At 52.4% G+C, this 17248-nt stretch carries 10 protein-coding genes; 6 read left to right on the plus strand and 4 right to left on the minus strand.

From position 1 onward, the window contains the following. Positions 1–3: 3 nt before the first annotated feature. The 4 genes from NSU14_RS04400 to nrdI all read right to left on the minus strand — a co-directional run bounded on the left by NSU14_RS04400 (position 4) and on the right by nrdI (position 4548). Complete coding sequence (locus tag NSU14_RS04400) at positions 4–783, minus strand: alpha/beta fold hydrolase (RefSeq protein WP_336103140.1); 780 nt, start codon at positions 781–783, stop codon at positions 4–6. Between the two features lie 337 nt (positions 784–1120). Then, positions 1121–2080: a class 1b ribonucleoside-diphosphate reductase subunit beta gene (gene nrdF, locus NSU14_RS04405; protein ID WP_171720951.1), complete on the minus strand. Its 960-nt coding sequence runs from the start codon at positions 2078–2080 to the stop codon at positions 1121–1123. A 37-nt stretch (positions 2081–2117) separates the two neighbouring features. Continuing rightward, the gene (gene nrdE / locus NSU14_RS04410; protein ID WP_076245094.1) at positions 2118–4202 is read right to left on the minus strand and encodes a class 1b ribonucleoside-diphosphate reductase subunit alpha; all 2085 of its coding nucleotides are present in this window, start codon (positions 4200–4202) and stop codon (positions 2118–2120) included. Next, a complete protein-coding gene (gene nrdI, locus NSU14_RS04415) occupies positions 4189–4548 on the minus strand; it encodes a class Ib ribonucleoside-diphosphate reductase assembly flavoprotein NrdI (RefSeq protein WP_042139483.1) in 360 nt (119 codons plus the stop codon). Before nrdI ends, nrdE begins: the two co-directional genes overlap by 14 nt. A 385-nt stretch (positions 4549–4933) precedes the next feature. Here nrdI and NSU14_RS04420 point away from each other — a divergent pair, with 385 nt between their 5' ends. The 6 genes from NSU14_RS04420 (at position 4934) to NSU14_RS04445 (ending at position 17051) form a co-directional block, all read left to right on the plus strand. Then, complete coding sequence (locus NSU14_RS04420) at positions 4934–5893, plus strand: carbohydrate ABC transporter permease (protein WP_076245091.1); 960 nt, start codon at positions 4934–4936, stop codon at positions 5891–5893. Next, positions 5893–6741 (plus strand): carbohydrate ABC transporter permease, encoded by an 849-nt coding sequence (locus NSU14_RS04425; protein WP_076245089.1) that lies wholly within the window; start codon positions 5893–5895, stop codon positions 6739–6741. The genes NSU14_RS04420 and NSU14_RS04425 overlap by 1 nt, the downstream gene beginning before the upstream one ends. 111 nt (positions 6742–6852) lie before the next feature. Next, on the plus strand, positions 6853–8607 hold the full coding sequence (locus tag NSU14_RS04430; protein ID WP_076245086.1) for a sensor histidine kinase: 1755 nt from the start codon (positions 6853–6855) through the stop codon (positions 8605–8607). Beyond that, complete coding sequence (locus tag NSU14_RS04435; protein WP_076245084.1) at positions 8585–10177, plus strand: response regulator transcription factor; 1593 nt, start codon at positions 8585–8587, stop codon at positions 10175–10177. Before NSU14_RS04430 ends, NSU14_RS04435 begins: the two co-directional genes overlap by 23 nt. Before the next feature lie 155 nt (positions 10178–10332). After that, entirely contained in the window at positions 10333–11637 is a 1305-nt protein-coding gene (locus tag NSU14_RS04440) for an ABC transporter substrate-binding protein (RefSeq protein WP_340943141.1), read from the plus strand. Between the two features lie 227 nt (positions 11638–11864). Then, entirely contained in the window at positions 11865–17051 is a 5187-nt protein-coding gene (locus tag NSU14_RS04445) for an S-layer homology domain-containing protein (RefSeq protein ID WP_340943144.1), read from the plus strand. Positions 17052–17248 lie beyond the last annotated feature (197 nt).

The following is a 17248-nucleotide window of genomic DNA, read 5'->3' on the forward strand; positions in this document are numbered from 1 at the left end:
ACATCAAACCCTTTTGCATTCCTTGGGTACGTCACCTTTATGCACCCACGTGTCGACCATTTGATTAAAGAAGTCAGGCCTCGCCAGAGAGACCCCATGTCCAATGCCAGGGATGATCACGCCATTACAATTGGAGCTGGCAGCAACAAGATCCTTAGCGGATTGCTTCATCACAGCTTTTTCTTTCTCACCTACTGTAAACAGTATCTTGCCTGTGGCCTCACTGAAACCGGCTGGAATAGTGAACGTCATATTCTCTTCCAGCACTGCGATCAGGGCGTCAGGCTGCATCCGGCAGCTTTCTGCATAATATCGTTCAAAGTATTCATTGCCCAGATATAGTGTCTTAGCTTGAAGCCTGGAGAACCATCTCTGTTTAATTAAAGGGAAGGTTAGTCTGACTGCCGGTCCAATCCACTTTTTAGCGTACGGCATGGGTCTGACCAGAGCACTGTTTATTATGGCAAAATCAATGAGCGCAGGTCTCAGGCTTACCATCTGGACAGCAACCTGTGCACCTAAAGAGAATCCGACCAGGACGACTTTCTTTCCGCCTGCCTTTTCTCCGATTATTTGGATTAATTGTTCTGCACTGCTTTGAATTGAAAATATAACGTCATCATTACTTAACCCGTGTCCAGGCAAGTCTGGAACCATGCAATGATAATGGGCGAAATATTCCACTTGTCTATCCCACATCCAGCCGCTCACTCCGCCACCGTGCAAGAATACCATCAGATAAGATGCGCTTTGATCTCCATACTCCTGATAATGCATAACCAAGCAAGCTCACTCCTCATTGGAAAAAATCCACTCCTACTGGTACGTTCCTGCATGGAGTTAGTCTCAAAAAAAGCACCCGTCAGCTTGTCTCTCAGCTGGCGGGTGCCTTATTAATTAAAACTATATAAGCTGAATAAAAGAATATAACCATAAGCGGGAAGGACCGGAAGGGAATTTTGGAACTGTAGGAGCGTTAGAGTTCGCCTTTGTATACGGATTTCAACCGCGAACAGCGGGTTCAATCAAGAAATCTGTATACGGGCAGCGGCCGGAAGTCCAAATATTCTCTGTAGTGACGGCTGAGCTTTAAGTTAGCTTCTTAGATTCAGCTTCTATTTCAGAAGCTGAAATCCTCATCCCGCAAAGGCTCCACGTTCATCGCACGGACGTAGCCGTTGCCTTTTTTGGAGAAAAAGTCATGCTGCTTGGTGTGGGTGCTGATCCCGTTCTGGACGATCGGGTTGATCTCTTCCTCTTCGAACAGCGGGTCCAGCCCCAGGTTCATCATCGCCTTGTTGGCGTTGTAGCGCAGGAAGGACTTCACTTCATCTACAAGCCCGATCTGGGCGTAGATTTGCTCGGTATACTGCTCCTCGTTGGCATGCAGCAGACGCAGCAGTCCGACCAGCGTCTGGTAGACATCGCGCTGATCGTCTTCGGACAGCTCCTCGAAGATCTCCTGGGCGAGTACGCCGACGTAGACGCCGTGGATGCTCTCATCCCGCAGGATCAGGTCGATGATCTCGCCGCTGCAGGTCATTTTGCCTTGACCGGCCAGATAGAGCGGGTAGAAGAAGCCGCTGTAGAACAAGTAGCTTTCCAGCAGAACAGAGGCAGCCATTGCCAGATAGAGGTCTTTGGGCGACTCAATCTTCTTGTAATATTCCGAGATGGTCTCTGCCTTGAATTGCAGGAACGTATTGTCCTCCACCCAGCGGAAGATGCCGTCGATCTCCTCTGTAGAAGCCAGTGTTGTGAAAATACTGCTGTAAGACTTCGCATGGATCTGCTCCATCATCCCCATGAAGCCGAGGACCGCCTTACGCTGCAAGCCGTCCACATGCTCCATAATCTGCGGCATGCCGACGCCGCCCTGGATGGTATCAAGCAGGGTCAGTCCGCCCAGCACCTTCATATAAGAGTCCTTTTCGATCTCGCTCAGCGTGAGCCAGGACATTTTGTCATCGGATAATGGAATTTCGTCGTCGGTCCAGAACTGCATAATATTCTGATTCCAGAACATCAGCGAGTAGTCGTCGTCGGGACGGTTCCAGTTCACGGCTTTGATTGCACTCATAATGATCTATTCTCCCTTTCTGTACCTGTGCCCGCTCTTAGATGGAGCAGGACAGGCATTCCTCGACAGACAGTTTATTGGTCCGGGTGTAGTACAGGGATTTCAGCCCTTTGTGTGCCGCATACAGGTAAGAACGGGCCAGCTCACGGGTCGTTACATCACTGTTCACATGCAGGACCGTTGAGATACCCTGGTCGATATGAGGCTGAATTTCCGCAATCAGGTCAATCACCTTGAACTGGTCCATCTGGTACGCAGATTTATAGAAGAATACATTGTCCGGACGCAGGTAAGGCATCGGATAGTAGGTGGTCGAGTTGGCATACGTGCGTGTCTCGATCTGTTCTACAATCGGCATTACACTGGACGTGGCATTCTGGATGTAAGAGATGCTCGCAGTCGGCGCAATCGCCAGACGGTAGGCATGGTACAGGCCGTTCTTCATCACGTCATCACGCAGCTGCTTCCAGTCCTCGGTTGTAGGAATGTAGATGCCCTCGAACAGCTCCTGCGCTCTTGCAGTAACCGGACGGTAGTCTGTGGTCAGGTAACGGTCGAAATACACGCCGGATGCATAATCCGATTCTGCGAAGCCATGGAAGGTCTCGCCAGTCTCCGCAGCGATCTGCATACTCTTTTCGATCGAATGGAAGTTCATCGTCATGAAGAAGGTCCGGGCGAAATCGCGGGCCTGCTCACTCTCATAAGCAATCTTGTTCTTGGCAAAGTAACCGTGCAGATTCATCACACCCAGGCCGACGGAGTGCATCTCTTTGTTCGCTTTAGCCACACCCGGAGCATTGGAGACCGTAGTCATATCGCTGACTGCAGTCAGTGCGAGCATGCCTTCATGAACGGATTCACGAATCTTGCCATGCTCCATCACATTCACAATGTTGAGGGAAGCCAGGTTGCAGCTGATATCACGGCGGATCGCGTCCTGCTCTCCATAGTTGTTAATTTCGGAAGTCTCCTGCAATTGGAAAATCTCGGTGCACAGGTTCGACATCTTGATCTGACCCACATTACGCAAGGCGTGGGCGTTATTGGCATTGCTCTTGTTCATAATATACGGATAGCCCGATTCGAGCTGGATCATGGCGATTTTGGTCAGCATGTCGCGTGCGCTCATGGCAACTTTCTTCTTCACGCGCGAATCAGCAAGCAGGGTATCGTACATCACGTCCAGATCCATATCATCCAGATGCGTTCCATACGCCTGATACACAGTATAAGGAGCGAATACATGCAGCGGCTGATTATCCTGAGCGAGCTTGTAGAAGCGGTTAGGCACGATCAGGCCGATAGACAACGTCTTCAGGCGTGTCCGTTCGTCGGCGTTGATCTTCTTGCTGTCCAAGAATTCTAGTACGTCCCAGCCAAAAATATTATAATAAGCCGCACCCGAACCCTTGCGCTGGCCCATTTGGTCCGCGTAGGAGAAGCCGTCTTCCATGAGCTTCAGGACAGGCATGATGCCCTTGGCAGCATCCTCGACGCCCTTAATCGTCTCGCCGCGCGAGCGCAGCTTGGACAGATTGACCGCAACACCGCCGCCGATCTTGGACAGCTGCATGCAGGTGTTCAGTACATAGTTGATCGAATTGAGCGAGTCGTCCATTTCCAGCAGGAAGCAGGAGACCATCTCACCACGGCGGCTCTTGCCGGCATTGAGGAAGGTCGGGGTAGCCGGCTGCAGGCGCTGCTCCATCATCGAGCGGGCCAGCGTGCGGGCTGTCTCCACGTTGCCGCGTCCCAGATGCAGGGCCACCACAGCTACGCGGTCCGGGTAATGCTCAAGGTATTGCTTACGGTCATTGCTTTTGACGGCATAGTCTGTGTAGAACTTGGAAGCCGCCATATAGGAAGGGAACTGGAAGTTATATTCGTGGGCAATCCGGTAGACGTCCTCCATCTCAGCTGCGGAATAACGGTCATACAGGTCCTCGTAGTAATCATTGGCAATCATATAATCGATCTTCGCTTTGGTAGTTGTGAAGGTCAGGCTGCGCCGCTCCACATCCCGCATGAACTCGGCTACTGCCTCCTGGTCCTTATCCAATTGGAAAAAGCCGCTTTCGTCTCTCTTCATCAACATGTTGTTCAGTTCAATATGCCGCAACCCGGTCCACCTCCTGTTTTATGCGCTGTACATCACCAAATGTTCCCGACAACTCAAACTTGCCGACCACCGGTACGTTGTAACGCTGTGCAATTAAATCTGCGCTGTGCGCGTATAGCTCACCCCAGTTTTTGTTGCCGCTCGCGGCGATGCCTTTGAGCCTGGAATGGTTCTTCTCTAAGAAAGAAGCTACCTTCTCTGGAATCTGTCCAAATCCGGTGGTGTATGTAACAAGCACGTAAGGCTCGTCGATCGTCATATGCTCTTCGATTTGAACAGCAGGAAGCTTCAGCTTATTGATGAACCTTCTAACGTTGCCGGTCTTGGAATCGTAAGCAATCAACATGGTCCCTAACCTCCTATAACATGTAGCTATTTCTACTTGACAAATGATGACGGGCAATTTCACTAGATTTATTGGATTTTCTATTATATACACTATATTTAGTAACGTTTAATCATTTTACTACCATATATTGAAAAGTCAATAGACCCACAGGTCCTTCTAACCCCCTGATTTGCCTATGAAAAAGGGAGAAAACCACGCCCCGCCTGCATTCTATTCTCTTATAATTTATTAGTATTTTTTTTAAGCTTTTTTGTGCGCCGGTGTCCGGCGAGAATTGATCAATAGTGAAAGAAAAGCATTCATTACCCTCCTTCATGCCCGGCCCCTGTCAATCTATAATAAAAGAAAAGTTCCGATACAGAAGGAAGATAGGAGTAAATTCATGAATAATGCTGCTGCAAAGCAAGCCCCTGCGGGTTCTTTGAAAACGGTTCCGCCTGGCAAAACACGGATCAAACGCTGGGAATCTCCGCTCGCCGGCTATCTGTTTCTCTCTCCGTGGTTAATAGGTTTTTTCCTGCTGACCCTGGGGCCGATGATTATGTCCCTGTATTACTCGCTTACCGATTACTCGCTGCTGGAAGCACCGGAGTGGGTCGGATTTGCCAACTACACGAGAATCTTCACCCAGGATGATGTGTTTCCGTCTTCGCTGCGGATCACGATTACCTTCGTGCTGCTGACCGTGCCGCTGCGGCTGATGTTCGCCCTGGCGATTGCCATGCTGCTGAACCGCAAGATCAGGGGGATCAGCTTTTACCGGACGATGGTGTATTTCCCCTCATTGATCGGGACAAGTATCGCCGTATCGATTCTCTGGAAGAATATTTTCAGCCGCAACGGCTTCATTAATGACTTCCTGGGGATCTTCGGGATCAAGGGACCGGCATGGATTGCGGATCCGAAGTATGCACTGGGTACGCTGATCCTGCTGATGGTCTGGCAGTTCGGCTCGTCGATGATTATTTTCCTGGCCGGACTGAAGCAGATCCCGGGTGATCTGTACGAAGCGTCGTCTGTGGACGGAGCCAGCAAATTCCGCCAGTTCATCTCGATCACACTGCCGATGCTCTCACCGATCATTATGTTCAATGCCATTCAGACGATGATCAATACGTTCCAGATGTTCACCCAGGCATTTGTCATCACGAACGGCGGTCCGGTGAAATCTACGTTTGTTTACGTCATGTATCTGTATGAAGAAGCCTTTACCAAGTTCCACATGGGGTATGCCTCGGCGCTGGCCTGGGTGCTGCTGCTGCTGATCGGGCTGTTCACGGCCGTGCTGTTCGGAACTTCGAAATATTGGGTGTTCTATGAATCGCAAGGAGGCAAGAAATAATGGATGCTACCCGCTCAAGCAAAAAAATATTAACGCATGTATCTCTCCTCGTCGTCAGTCTGATTATGATGTATCCGATTTTTTGGTGGCTGGGTGCCTCGCTGAAGACGAATGAGGAGATGAGTTCGGCGGGTCTGTTCCCGAAGATTCCGCACTGGGCCAACTTCTCCGAAGGCTGGGTATCGGTGCCGAACTTTACTTTTACCCACTTCTATCTCAATACCTTTGAGCTTGTACTAGGTGTGCTGTTCACAAGTGTGATCTCCTGCAGTCTGGTTGCCTTTGCATTCTCCAGACTTGATTTCCCGCTGCGCAATTTCTGGTTCGCCATTATGCTGGTTACCCTGATGCTGCCAACCCAGGTTACGATTGTACCCCAGTATGTCATGTTCAGCGGCTGGGGCTGGATCAACACCTATCTGCCGTTCTACATTCCCCATCTGTTCGCCGGCGGGATCGGCGGCCCGTTCTTCATCTATCTGTTAGTCCAGTTTATGCGCTCCGTCCCCAAAGAGCTGGATGAGGCGGCCAAAATCGACGGCTGCTCCTGGTTCAGCATCTACTGGAGAATTATGCTGCCGCTGGTGAAGCCTGCGCTGGTTACGGTGGCGATCTATGCCTTCCTCTGGAACTGGGATGATTTCTTCGGGCAGATGCTTTATATTAATACTGTTGAAAAATACACGATCAATCTCGCACTTAAGCTGTTCATAGATTCACAGGGATCAGTGCCGTGGGGCCAGATGCTGGCCATGTCGCTTCTATCCATTACTCCGTCCGTACTGATCTTCTTCCTCGCCCAGAAGCATTTCGTGGAAGGGATGTCTGCGGGGGCGTTGAAGGGCTAGGATGCCTTATAAATTATCTAATAAGAGGGAATTAAAGCTGCGATGGTTCGCGGCTTTCTTTCTATGATTAGGACCATACAGGTTTCATGAGATATAGCAGGAGGATTCCACATGCGGGTTAACCCCTTTAAAACGCTGCGCATCGATGTTGTTTTCTTCTTTGGCTTCGCGCTGATTGTGGCAGCCCTGGTCGGCGTGACTGTCTTTTTCAGTTATGTAAGCGGGTCCAGAGAAATTGCCGGCAACACATCCTATTACCAGCAGAAGCTGCTCATTGAGCTGCATAAGAAGCTGAACACCAATCTCGTGGATATTGAGCAAAGCTCCAATACGGCTGCTCAGAATTTGAGCGACCAGTATGAAGCGATGCTGAATGGCACCCCGTATGATCGGGTGCGGGGACAAGCCAGTATCCGCTCCCAATTGAACAACTATGTATTCGGGATGCCGATCCTGCAGTCAATCCATGTCTATTCGGATATGACGCCGACTTATAATGTGCAGGAGTTTGTACAGTTCCTGCCGCTTGCACAGATGGAGCAGGAGGTCTGGTATGAGGATTTGCGCAACTCCGATTACAGCTGGCTGAGAGAGCGGATTATCAAGACCAACAGCGGGGATACCTCGGTGATTAGCTTTGCCCGCAAGGTCCATAACCGCTTTAACCGGTCGATTGCTGTGATGATCTTCAATGTTCGGGTTCCGGCCTTTCAGTCGCTGATTGCCACGGAGGACAACCGCTCCAACCTGGCACTGCTTGATGCCACGGGCAAGCTGATTACAGCTACAGGCGACCCCGGCTTCTTCGTGCAGAATGAGGCGCAGATCAAGACCCATCTCGATTCTCAGACGAACGGCGCCAAGCGGACCGGTGACGAATTTCTCGTATGGTCCTCCTCGCTCGATTCCCAGTGGTCACTGGTAGAGATTACCTCCTGGAGTCAGATCACGGCGGGAAGCCTGAAGCAGACGCAAATTATTCTGGCATTCGGGATCGCCACCATTGTGCTGATTCTGCTGCTGGCTGTATTCCTGTCCCGTCAGTTCGTCAAGCCGATTGGACTGCTGCTGAAAGCAATGAGCAATTTTTCACTAAGTAAACGGACTTCGCTGCCTGAAGATTATCGGAATGAATTCGGCCGTCTGTTCCAAGGCTATGAGAAGCTGACCTACCGGATTGAAGAGCTCTATGAGAGCCTGGAGGAGCAGCATGAGCGGCAGCGGGCTGCTGAGATTAAAGCGCTGCAGATGATGATCAACCCTCATTTCCTCTACAATTCGCTGGATCAGGTCAACTGGATGGCGATTGAGGCTTCGCAGCCGCAGATAAGCAATATGCTGGCGCATCTGGGACAATTTTTCCGGCTCGCCCTATCGAACAGTGATAGTCTTGTACCGCTGTCGGAGGAGCTGGCCCATATTGAGAGCTATCTGCAGTTCCAGAAGATCCGCTGGGAGGACCGCCTGGATTACCGTGTGCTGCTCGAAGATGAGGCCCGAAACCTGTTTGTGCCCAAAATTATTCTGCAGCCGTTTGTCGAGAATGCCTTCATACACGGGTTCCACGGTAAACAGCAGGCATCGTTAACTATTGCGGTCAGTATCCAGAATAGCCGGCTGCTGCAGATTAAAGTGACAGATAACGGCCGCCAGCTGCAGGAGAACTGGCAGGAGAAGCGGAGTGCCAAGGGTGGTTACGGGCTGCGGAATGTCCGCGAAAGGATTGTTGCGCTGTTTGGTGAACCCTACGGCTTCACGCTGGGCAACTCACCGGATGGCGGTACACAGGCGGTCATCCTTCTGCCTATAGTCCATACACCATCTCATAAAGGAGGATTGCAGCATGTGGAAAGTAGTGATCATTGACGATGATTTCCAGGTCGTGAGGGGACTCCGTAAAGTCATTCCCTGGGAAGAGCTGGACGCCGAATTTGCCGGTGAAGCCATTGATGGCGAGGCAGGCCTCAAGCTGATTGCCGAGGTGAACCCGGATATAGTCCTGACCGATATTTATATGCCTGTGATGAACGGGATTCAGATGATCGAACAGCTGAAAGCCGGGGATTTCGCCGGCCGGTTCGTGATCTTAAGCGGATACAATGATTTCGAATACGCCCGGACTGCGCTCCGCCTCGGGGTGGATGATTATTTGACCAAGCCTGTGACGGTGGAGCAGATCCGCAGCGTATTGTCGGAAACGATTGAGAAGCTGGAGGAGACCTATCTGCACCGTCTGAATCTTGGAGAGGTGCAGTCACCTGAGCGGCGCGAAGAGCTATGCCTTGAGGAATGGCTGGCTGGCGAGTTGAACGGCTGGGGCCAGAGCTCCGAAGCATCGGTTCCGGCGGAGCTGCTTAAGGAACGGAAATATACGGTGATGATCATCGAGGTGCTGTGGACCGAACGCATCCGCAGTATTTCCCTGGCGGATTGGAGCCTGTTCAAATTCGCTGTCTCCAACATTGTTGCCGAGGTATCCGGCCGGGAGTGGCCGGACACCTGCTTCGTCTGGCTGTTCGGCAACCATGGAGCACTGCTGCTGCCATCGGCAGAGCGGGAGGGGGAGCAGGCAATAGGGCAGGCTGCAGACCGGCTGGGAGAGCTGATGGTGGGCAGCATGAAGACCTATCTCGGACTTGAGATCCGCTTCGGAACCGGCACTGCGAAATCCGGCTGGAGAGGAATCAAACCGTCCGGCGACGAGGCGCTGCAGAGACTGTTCGCCAAGCAGCCGCTGAATCTGCAAAGCGGGAATAATCCGGATGATGGAAAAGCGGCTGCAGCAGTTGAGGTGTCCCTGCTGACCGATTACTACCAGAGTATAACCAAAGCGCTGCAGGAAGAGCGTGACGATGAAGTCATGCGGCTGATCCGCCTGTACCTGCACCGCAGACAGCCGGAAATGCCGGTGGATCCGGTATCCTTCCGAATGCTGGCAGCGGAGCTCTGGACCATGCTGCATAACGCCATGCTGATGGCCGGAATTCCCGGCCGCAGCGATGATGAAGGGCTGGCGCTGCGCGAGCTGAGTGAGATGACGGAGCTTCCGAAGATTGAAGAATGGCTGGAGACACAGCTCCGCAGCCTCCGCCGGGCGCAGGTTCCGGCTATTCAGGAGAAGCACCGCAAAGCGGTACAATTCATGACGGAATACATCCACAAGCATTATGCGGAGGATATTACGCTGGAGCTTCTGGCCTCGCAGCTGTATATCTCCAAGAATTATTTGAATCAGCTGTTCAAGAAAGTGACCGGAGAAACGTTCACCAACTACGTTATCCGTGTGCGGATTGAGAAGGCCAAAGCGCTGCTGCTGGAAGGCAGCCATCTGATCTATGAGGTCTCGGAGATGGTCGGATACCAGAATGTTCCATATTTCAGTACCCTGTTCAAGAAGTATTGCGGTGTCAGTCCCAGTGAGCTGATCAAACGCTAGATTGAAGTGGATATTGAAAGATTTGTGTTCATTACTCTTCTATACGGTGAATAGCCCCGGTGATAATATCGACCTATAAATGTTGGCTCAGCTGACAGAAGGGGGAAATTGAAATGCAGAAGAAGGTTAAAAAAAGTTTTCTTGCAATCGCTTTAATGACGATGGTTGCAGCGACTGCTGCTTGCGGAAACAACACTAATAACGCAGCGAACAGCACTACCGCGGGGGGCACTACAGCTGCGGCTACCACAGCTCCGGCAGGAGCAACTGGAGACGCCGGCACGCCGTTGACGCTCACATTAACCTGGTGGGGGTCCCAGGCAAGACATGACGCTACACTGAAGGCGCTCGACCAATATAAGGCGCTGAATGCGAATGTTACGTTTCAGACGCAGTTTTCCGGCTGGGACGGCTATTTTGACAAGCTGGCTGTACAATACTCCGCCAAAAGCGCGCCGGATATCATCCAGATGGATGCGGCTTATCTGAATGATTATGCGGCCAGAGGGCTGCTGGCTGATCTGAAGGACGTCAATGTGGATAATATTGAGGCTGCTACTGTAGACGGCGGTAAAGTAAACGGTACCCAATACGCTATGCCGCTGGGTGTTGCTGCACTTGGTATGGTATATGACAAGACGGTTGTTGAGAAGCTGGGCCTGGAAGCGCCGGACTTCGGCTGGACCTGGGATGATTATTATGCCTTCGGTGAAGCGGCCAAAGCGAAGCTTGGCGAGGATAAATATGTGTTCGCTGATCAGAGCGCCGATCTGGTAGACTACACCGCCTATCAATACAGCATGGGCAAAGGGTATATCTTCGACGCCGAAGGTAATCTTAGCATCGACAAGGACACATGGATCGGCTTCATGACCAAAATGAATGAGCTGCGTGACAGAGGCATCCTGACTCCGGCCGATATCACCACTACCGATAAAGAGCTTGACCCGCAGTTGGACAGCGTCATCAACGGCAATGCCGTAGTGCGTCACCTGTTCTCTAACCAGGTCGGCTCCATTGAAGCCCTGAAGCCGGGTGCATTCGGTTATGCCTCTATGCCGTACGGTACGGAAGCAGGCGGCTGGCTGAAGCCGGGAATGTTCTGGAGCGTTAATGCCCAGTCCGCCAACCAGGCGGAAGCCGTCAAATTTGTAGACTGGTTCGTGAACAATGAGGAAGCCGGCCAGACGCTGGGTCTGACACGCGGTACACCAATCAACTCCAAAGTGATTGAAGCACTCACGCCTACCTTCAGCGATGCGGACAAAACTTCGCTTGATTTCCTGAACAAGGTAACGCCGGATGCGCAGCAGTTCATCAATGACCCTCAAGGCTGGGGGAATTTCAAGAACGATTACAAAACGATTGTAGAAAAACTGCAGTTCAAGCAATCCACACCGGACAAAGCTTATGAAGAGCTGCTGAAGCTGGCAGAACAATACGCTGCGGAAACCAAATAATCCGCTATCGGGACCAGCCGCAGGTGCGGCTGGTTCTTTTTGTACAAGATAGTCCAGAATTGAAAGAACAACCGCGGAATGGAATGCATTTGTGTTCTAAAGTGAAAGATTCCGGTTCTATTCTCTCTCATGGAGAAGCTGAATGATCCTTTATAATGGGCACGTACTCATGATAACGCTTTCTTACGGGAGGCGGAAAATAGGTTACGGGGAGGTTAGTTATTATTATGAAGGCAATCAGGTGTAGCAAAAGTAAATCATGGCTGTCCGTGCTGATCATTACGGTAATATTGTTTGGAATGTTTCCGGGTGCAGGCCCGGCAGAGGCAAAGACAACTCAGGGTTCGGGCACCGTTTATTATGTTGACAGTACTGCAGGCAGCGACAGCAATCCGGGCACGGCTGACAGCAGTCCGTGGCAGACGCTGGGCAAAGTGAACGGTACGGTCTTTCAGCCGGGTGACCGGATTCTGCTGAAATCCGGCAGTATATGGAATAACCAGACGCTGGCACCCCAGGGTTCGGGCAGCGCAGGCAAGCCGATTATCATTGACCGCTACGGCAGCGGGGATAAGCCTAAGATCAAGGCGAACGGGCAACATGCCGATGCGATTACCTTGAGTAATCAGCAATTCTGGGAGATCCGTAATCTGGATGTATCGAATACCGCGCCGGTAACGGACAGCTTCGCCCAGTCGCTAGGCGATTTCCGCGGAATCCATGTCACGGGCGCGGATGCCGGCAAGCTTGAGTATATCCGTATCAGCGGTGTAGATGTGCATGATGTATCGGGAGAAATCGCCTGGATCAGCGGCACTGTGCCGCCGGTACCTGACCCGGGAATCCGCTTCAAGACCGGCTGGGACGGATCGAAGAAAACCGGCGGCATTGTGTTCGACACAAAGGTTGCCGACCCGAAGCACCCGCAGCAGGCTACTGTTTTCAACGATGTGATTATTGAGAATTCAACGGTTAAGAACACGTCATTCGGCGGGATCATATTCAAGCAGTATGCCGGTGATGGCGGCGGGGACAGCAGCAGCGGTGTCGTAAGCACCGGCTGGGGTACACGCGACAGTGAGAGTGATCCGAAATTCACCCCTCATACGAACATCATCATCCGGGGCAACTATATTACGCAGAAGGACACGGATTTCGGCTGCAATGCGATGTATCTGACGGGGGTAAGAGGTGCGGTCGTAGAGAATAACGTAGTGGAAGGTGCAGGCACCTCCGGGATTGAGACTTATTATGCTGATGATATAGTCATCCAGTATAACGAGGTGTTCAAGACCTCCCAAAAAGCAGGCGGAGCGGATTCCAACGGCATTGACCCTGACAAGGGAACGACCAAAATGCTGATCCAGTACAATTATGTGCATGACAACGGGGACGGTATTCTGATCTGCCAGTTCAGCTTCGGGGATACCATCATCCGCTACAATGTGCTGGAGAGCAATACCCGTTATCCGATCTACCTGCATTCGGACAAGAAAGCAGTAGCTGAGGTATACAACAATACGATCTATAATGATGCCAGCGGGTATATGATCTACGGCTACGGTACCTCGCTGAATGCCACCTACAACATCCGCAACAATATTCTGTATACAACCCGCGCCGTTCAGGAACTGACGGTGAGCCCGACGATTACTTATGACAATAACAGCTACTATTCTACGGTTGGCACACTTACGCCCCCGGCAGGCGATCTTCATGCCTTGACCGGTAACCCGCAGCTGACAGATCCGGGGAAGGGTATATCCGGTTCTGAAGCAGACGGACCTGCTTTAGGCAGCCTCGGCAGCATATATCAGCTGAAGCCGGAATCTATGCTGGTTAACCGGGGAGTGAATATTCTGGCTGAAAGCTCCGGAGTACAAGATTTCGCAGGGCAACCGCTCTACAATGGTAACGCTGATCCCGGGGCATTCGAGTATTATGATGCTTCGCTGAACACAGCAGCTGTGGCTGGCAGGGTGACGAACAGCGCAGGCAATGGCATGAGCGGCGTCACGGTAAGTGATTTGTCCGGCAGCGGGCTGCAGGCCGTTACGGACAACTCCGGCTATTATGTCATTAAAGGTGCCGTTGTCGGCAGCAGCATCAACCTGCAGGCCGTTAAGAACGGCTATACTCCAGGCGAAACCGGGAGCTTCAGCGTTGAGGCAGGCAATGTCATTACCCGCGATCTGCGGCTGACCTCTAACGCGGCAACAGGCTCCATCACCGGTAGGGTGCTGGATGGCGGGTTGGCTGCAGCGGCAGGAGTGACAGTGACCCTTATGCTGGATGGATTACCTGTACTGAGCGCTGAGAGTGATCTTAACGGTCTGTACAGCTTCCCGGCAGTGGAGGTAGGGGAGAATTATACAGTCTCCGCGGCTAAAGAGGGCTTCAGAACGGCAGAGGTGCCCGGCATTCATGTGGAGCCAGCGCTCAACACGGCCGTATCTGAGCTGTATGTGGTAAGCAAGCAGGCGGTCTTGCTGAGTGCTTCCGGTTACAATGATCTGGACACAGATGCCAAGCCGGGCGAACCTTGGACGGTGACGGCTAACGGCGGGAGTGTGGGGGCAGCTGAACTGCCAAGTGCCTCCGACAAAAGCATCAAGCTTACCCGCAGCAGCAATAGCGGCAATACCTCCATGGCGCAGACCTTTGCTGCCGGAAGTCTGAAGGGTATAGTCACGCTGACGGCCGATGTCATGAAGCTCGACAATGCGGGCAGTACGAACTGGATCAGCCTGCCTTATATTTATAGCAGTGCCGGAACAGCGAGTACGAACGTGGGTGTATCGCTGGCTTTTTCCAAAGGGCAGATTGTCGCTTACAAGGGCGGAACTTCGACTAATCTAATGCCTTATGAACCGGGTACATGGTACAACCTGCGGCTGGTGATGAACACCGGATCCGGCAAATTCGATCTGTACGTCAATGATATTCCAGTCGTCCAGCAGGCCGCCTTCCGTAATAAAATTCCCGATATCGGCCGCATTGACTACTACGCCAACAGCTCTAATTATGGCACGGCCTATATCGATAATGTACAGCTCTATCAAGGAATTCCCTATGAGCGTAATGATGCCGGAATAACAGAGGTTACGGCGGATCTGGGCCCTCTGACCAAACAAGGAGAGGATTACAGTCTGGAGGTTCCGTACTTTATGGAGACTGTACAGCTGACAGCGACGGTAAACAGCCCAAACATTTCTTCTTTGACTATCAATGGTCTGGCAGCTATAAGCGGACAGCCTTCAGAAGAGGTTATGCTGGAAGAAGGCGTTAATACCATTCCGGTAGTTGTTACTGCCGAAGACGGCGTTACAGCACGCACAGTTAATGTAATTATTAACCGTACACCTGCTGCACTTGATTCTACCCTGCGGAACCTGCGGATTGCTGGCAGCAAAGGTGAGGCATTATCGCTCTCTCCCGCATTTGCTTATGATCAGGACAGCTATACGGTGAGCGTTCCGGCAAGCGTATACGGGTTGAAGGTAATGCCGCTGGCAGGAGCATCCGGCACGGAGATCCGCGTGAATGGAACAGTGACCGGCAGCAGCGAAGCCTCTGAAGAGATTACGCTTAGGGAGAGCGTCAGTGAAATTGCTGTGACGACTGCCTCGGCAGATGGCACGGATTATAGAACCTATCTATTTACTGTCAACTGGGAAGGAACTTATATTCCCGCTGAACCTGAACCTGAGCCTGAGCCTGAGATTAGGGATTCCGCAGTGAATCCGTTATCCGCAGTCTTTGATAAGAATCCGGCAAATCGTCAGCCGGTTATGCTTGAAGTAGAGTGGAACGGCAATACGCTCTCAGCGATCCGCAGTGGCGGGACGGAACTGGGCGAAACGGATTACAGCGTCACCGGCAATGTGTACGGCATCGCAACTTCATACCTCGTTCAGCAGCCGCTGGGTACGATAACGCTGGTCTTCGATTTCGACCAGGGTAAGGATGCCACTGTGGCTATCCGGATTATGGATACGACTGAGGGAACAGATCCGGGAACATCGGAGCCAGGGACAGATCCGGGAACAACAGAGCCAGGGACAGATCCGGGAACAACGGAGCCGGGGACAGATCCGGGTACGACGGAGCCGGGAACAGATCCGGGTACAACGGAGCCGGGAACCAGTCCGGAGACAGGGACTGCTCCGGTAAATTCCGGCGGCACCGGCAGTTTAACTGCTGTGCTGCCGGCTGTGACGGTCAGCAGCGGTAAGCTGACCGCGAACCCGCAGTCCGCTGCCGGAGCGGCAACGGCGCAGGTGGCCCTGACCCGGGAAGCGCTGGAGCAGGCGCTTGCTCTTGCGGCGGCAGAGGGCAACAGCGGGAACCGGATAACGGTGACCGTTAACCCGTCCGCAGGCGCTGCCGCCTATGAAATCTCACTGCCCGCCACAGCTTTGAGCGCACCAGCGCAGGGGCAGACGCTGGAGATTCAGACAGCGTTGGCTACAGTAGTTCTGCCCGCCGGGATGCTGGAGGGTGAACAGGCGGTGCTGGAAGATACGGTGGTGCTGAAGATTTCTGCAGCGGATATAACCGCCGCGAATTCACTGGTTACCACTGCAAACGGAGGAAGACCCGCAGTGGAACTCTCTATCAGCTCCGGCGGCAAGGAGTTGAGCTGGAAGAATAGTTCAGCGCAGGTAGAGGTCAGCATTCCCTACAAGCTGACTACCGCCGAACTGTTGAATGCTGAATTCCTGGCCATATGGCATATTGATGAGAACGGCCTCAGCCACCCGGTTACCGGAGGCCGCTATAAACCGGAATCCGCAGCAATAAGCTTTAAGGTCCGCCACTTCAGCACTTATGCTGTGGTATTAAACCGCATATCTTTTGCTGATCTTGGGACTGCACACTGGGCCAGCCGGCCGGTTGCAGTACTGGCGTCTACAGGCATTCTGAATGGCGTCTCCGCCCATTCCTTCGCCCCGGACGCGGCCGTCACCAGAGCTGATTATACTCTTATGCTGATGCGTACATTCGGCCTGGAGAGCAGCGGGGCCGCAGCATCCGGATTCACAGATGTGCTGCCGGGCAGCTACTTCTATGAAGCGGTGAATGCTGCCCATAGGCTGGGGATCGTCAGCGGCAGCACGGATGGAAGCTTTGCTCCGGCTGCGCCGATTACGAGACAAGAAATGATTGTCATGACCGACAGAGCGCTGGAGCTTGCGGGAATCCATGCTCCGTCCTCTGATAGCAGTACTGCCGGGACCGCGGCGGCAGGCATCAGGGATCTGGATTCTGTAGCCGGTTATGCCGCAGAAGCCGTGAACCGCATGCTTGAAGCCGGATGGATTCAGGGGGACGGCGGAATGATTCAACCCGTAAAGACAGCCAGCCGCGCGGAAGCGGCAATGCTTCTGTATAATATTTACAAAGAAATGTAGCAGCCGCATCATTACAACCCCCAAGCGATAAGCCGCTTGGGGGTTGTTGTTTTTTTGCAGGACAGAGCCTGGCGAAGATAAGCTGCAGCTTGCTTGGTGCTTTAGCAGGTGAGCGCACCGTCAGCAGAATGAAACGGACTGAGAAGACCTTATTTCCCTGAAAAAAACTTTTCCGGGACTTAAGCGGACTGAGAATC

Origin of the sequence: Paenibacillus sp. FSL R10-2771 (genome assembly GCF_038000205.1) — a bacterium.
Taxonomy (GTDB): Bacteria; Bacillota; Bacilli; order Paenibacillales; family Paenibacillaceae; genus Paenibacillus_AQ; species Paenibacillus_AQ phytohabitans.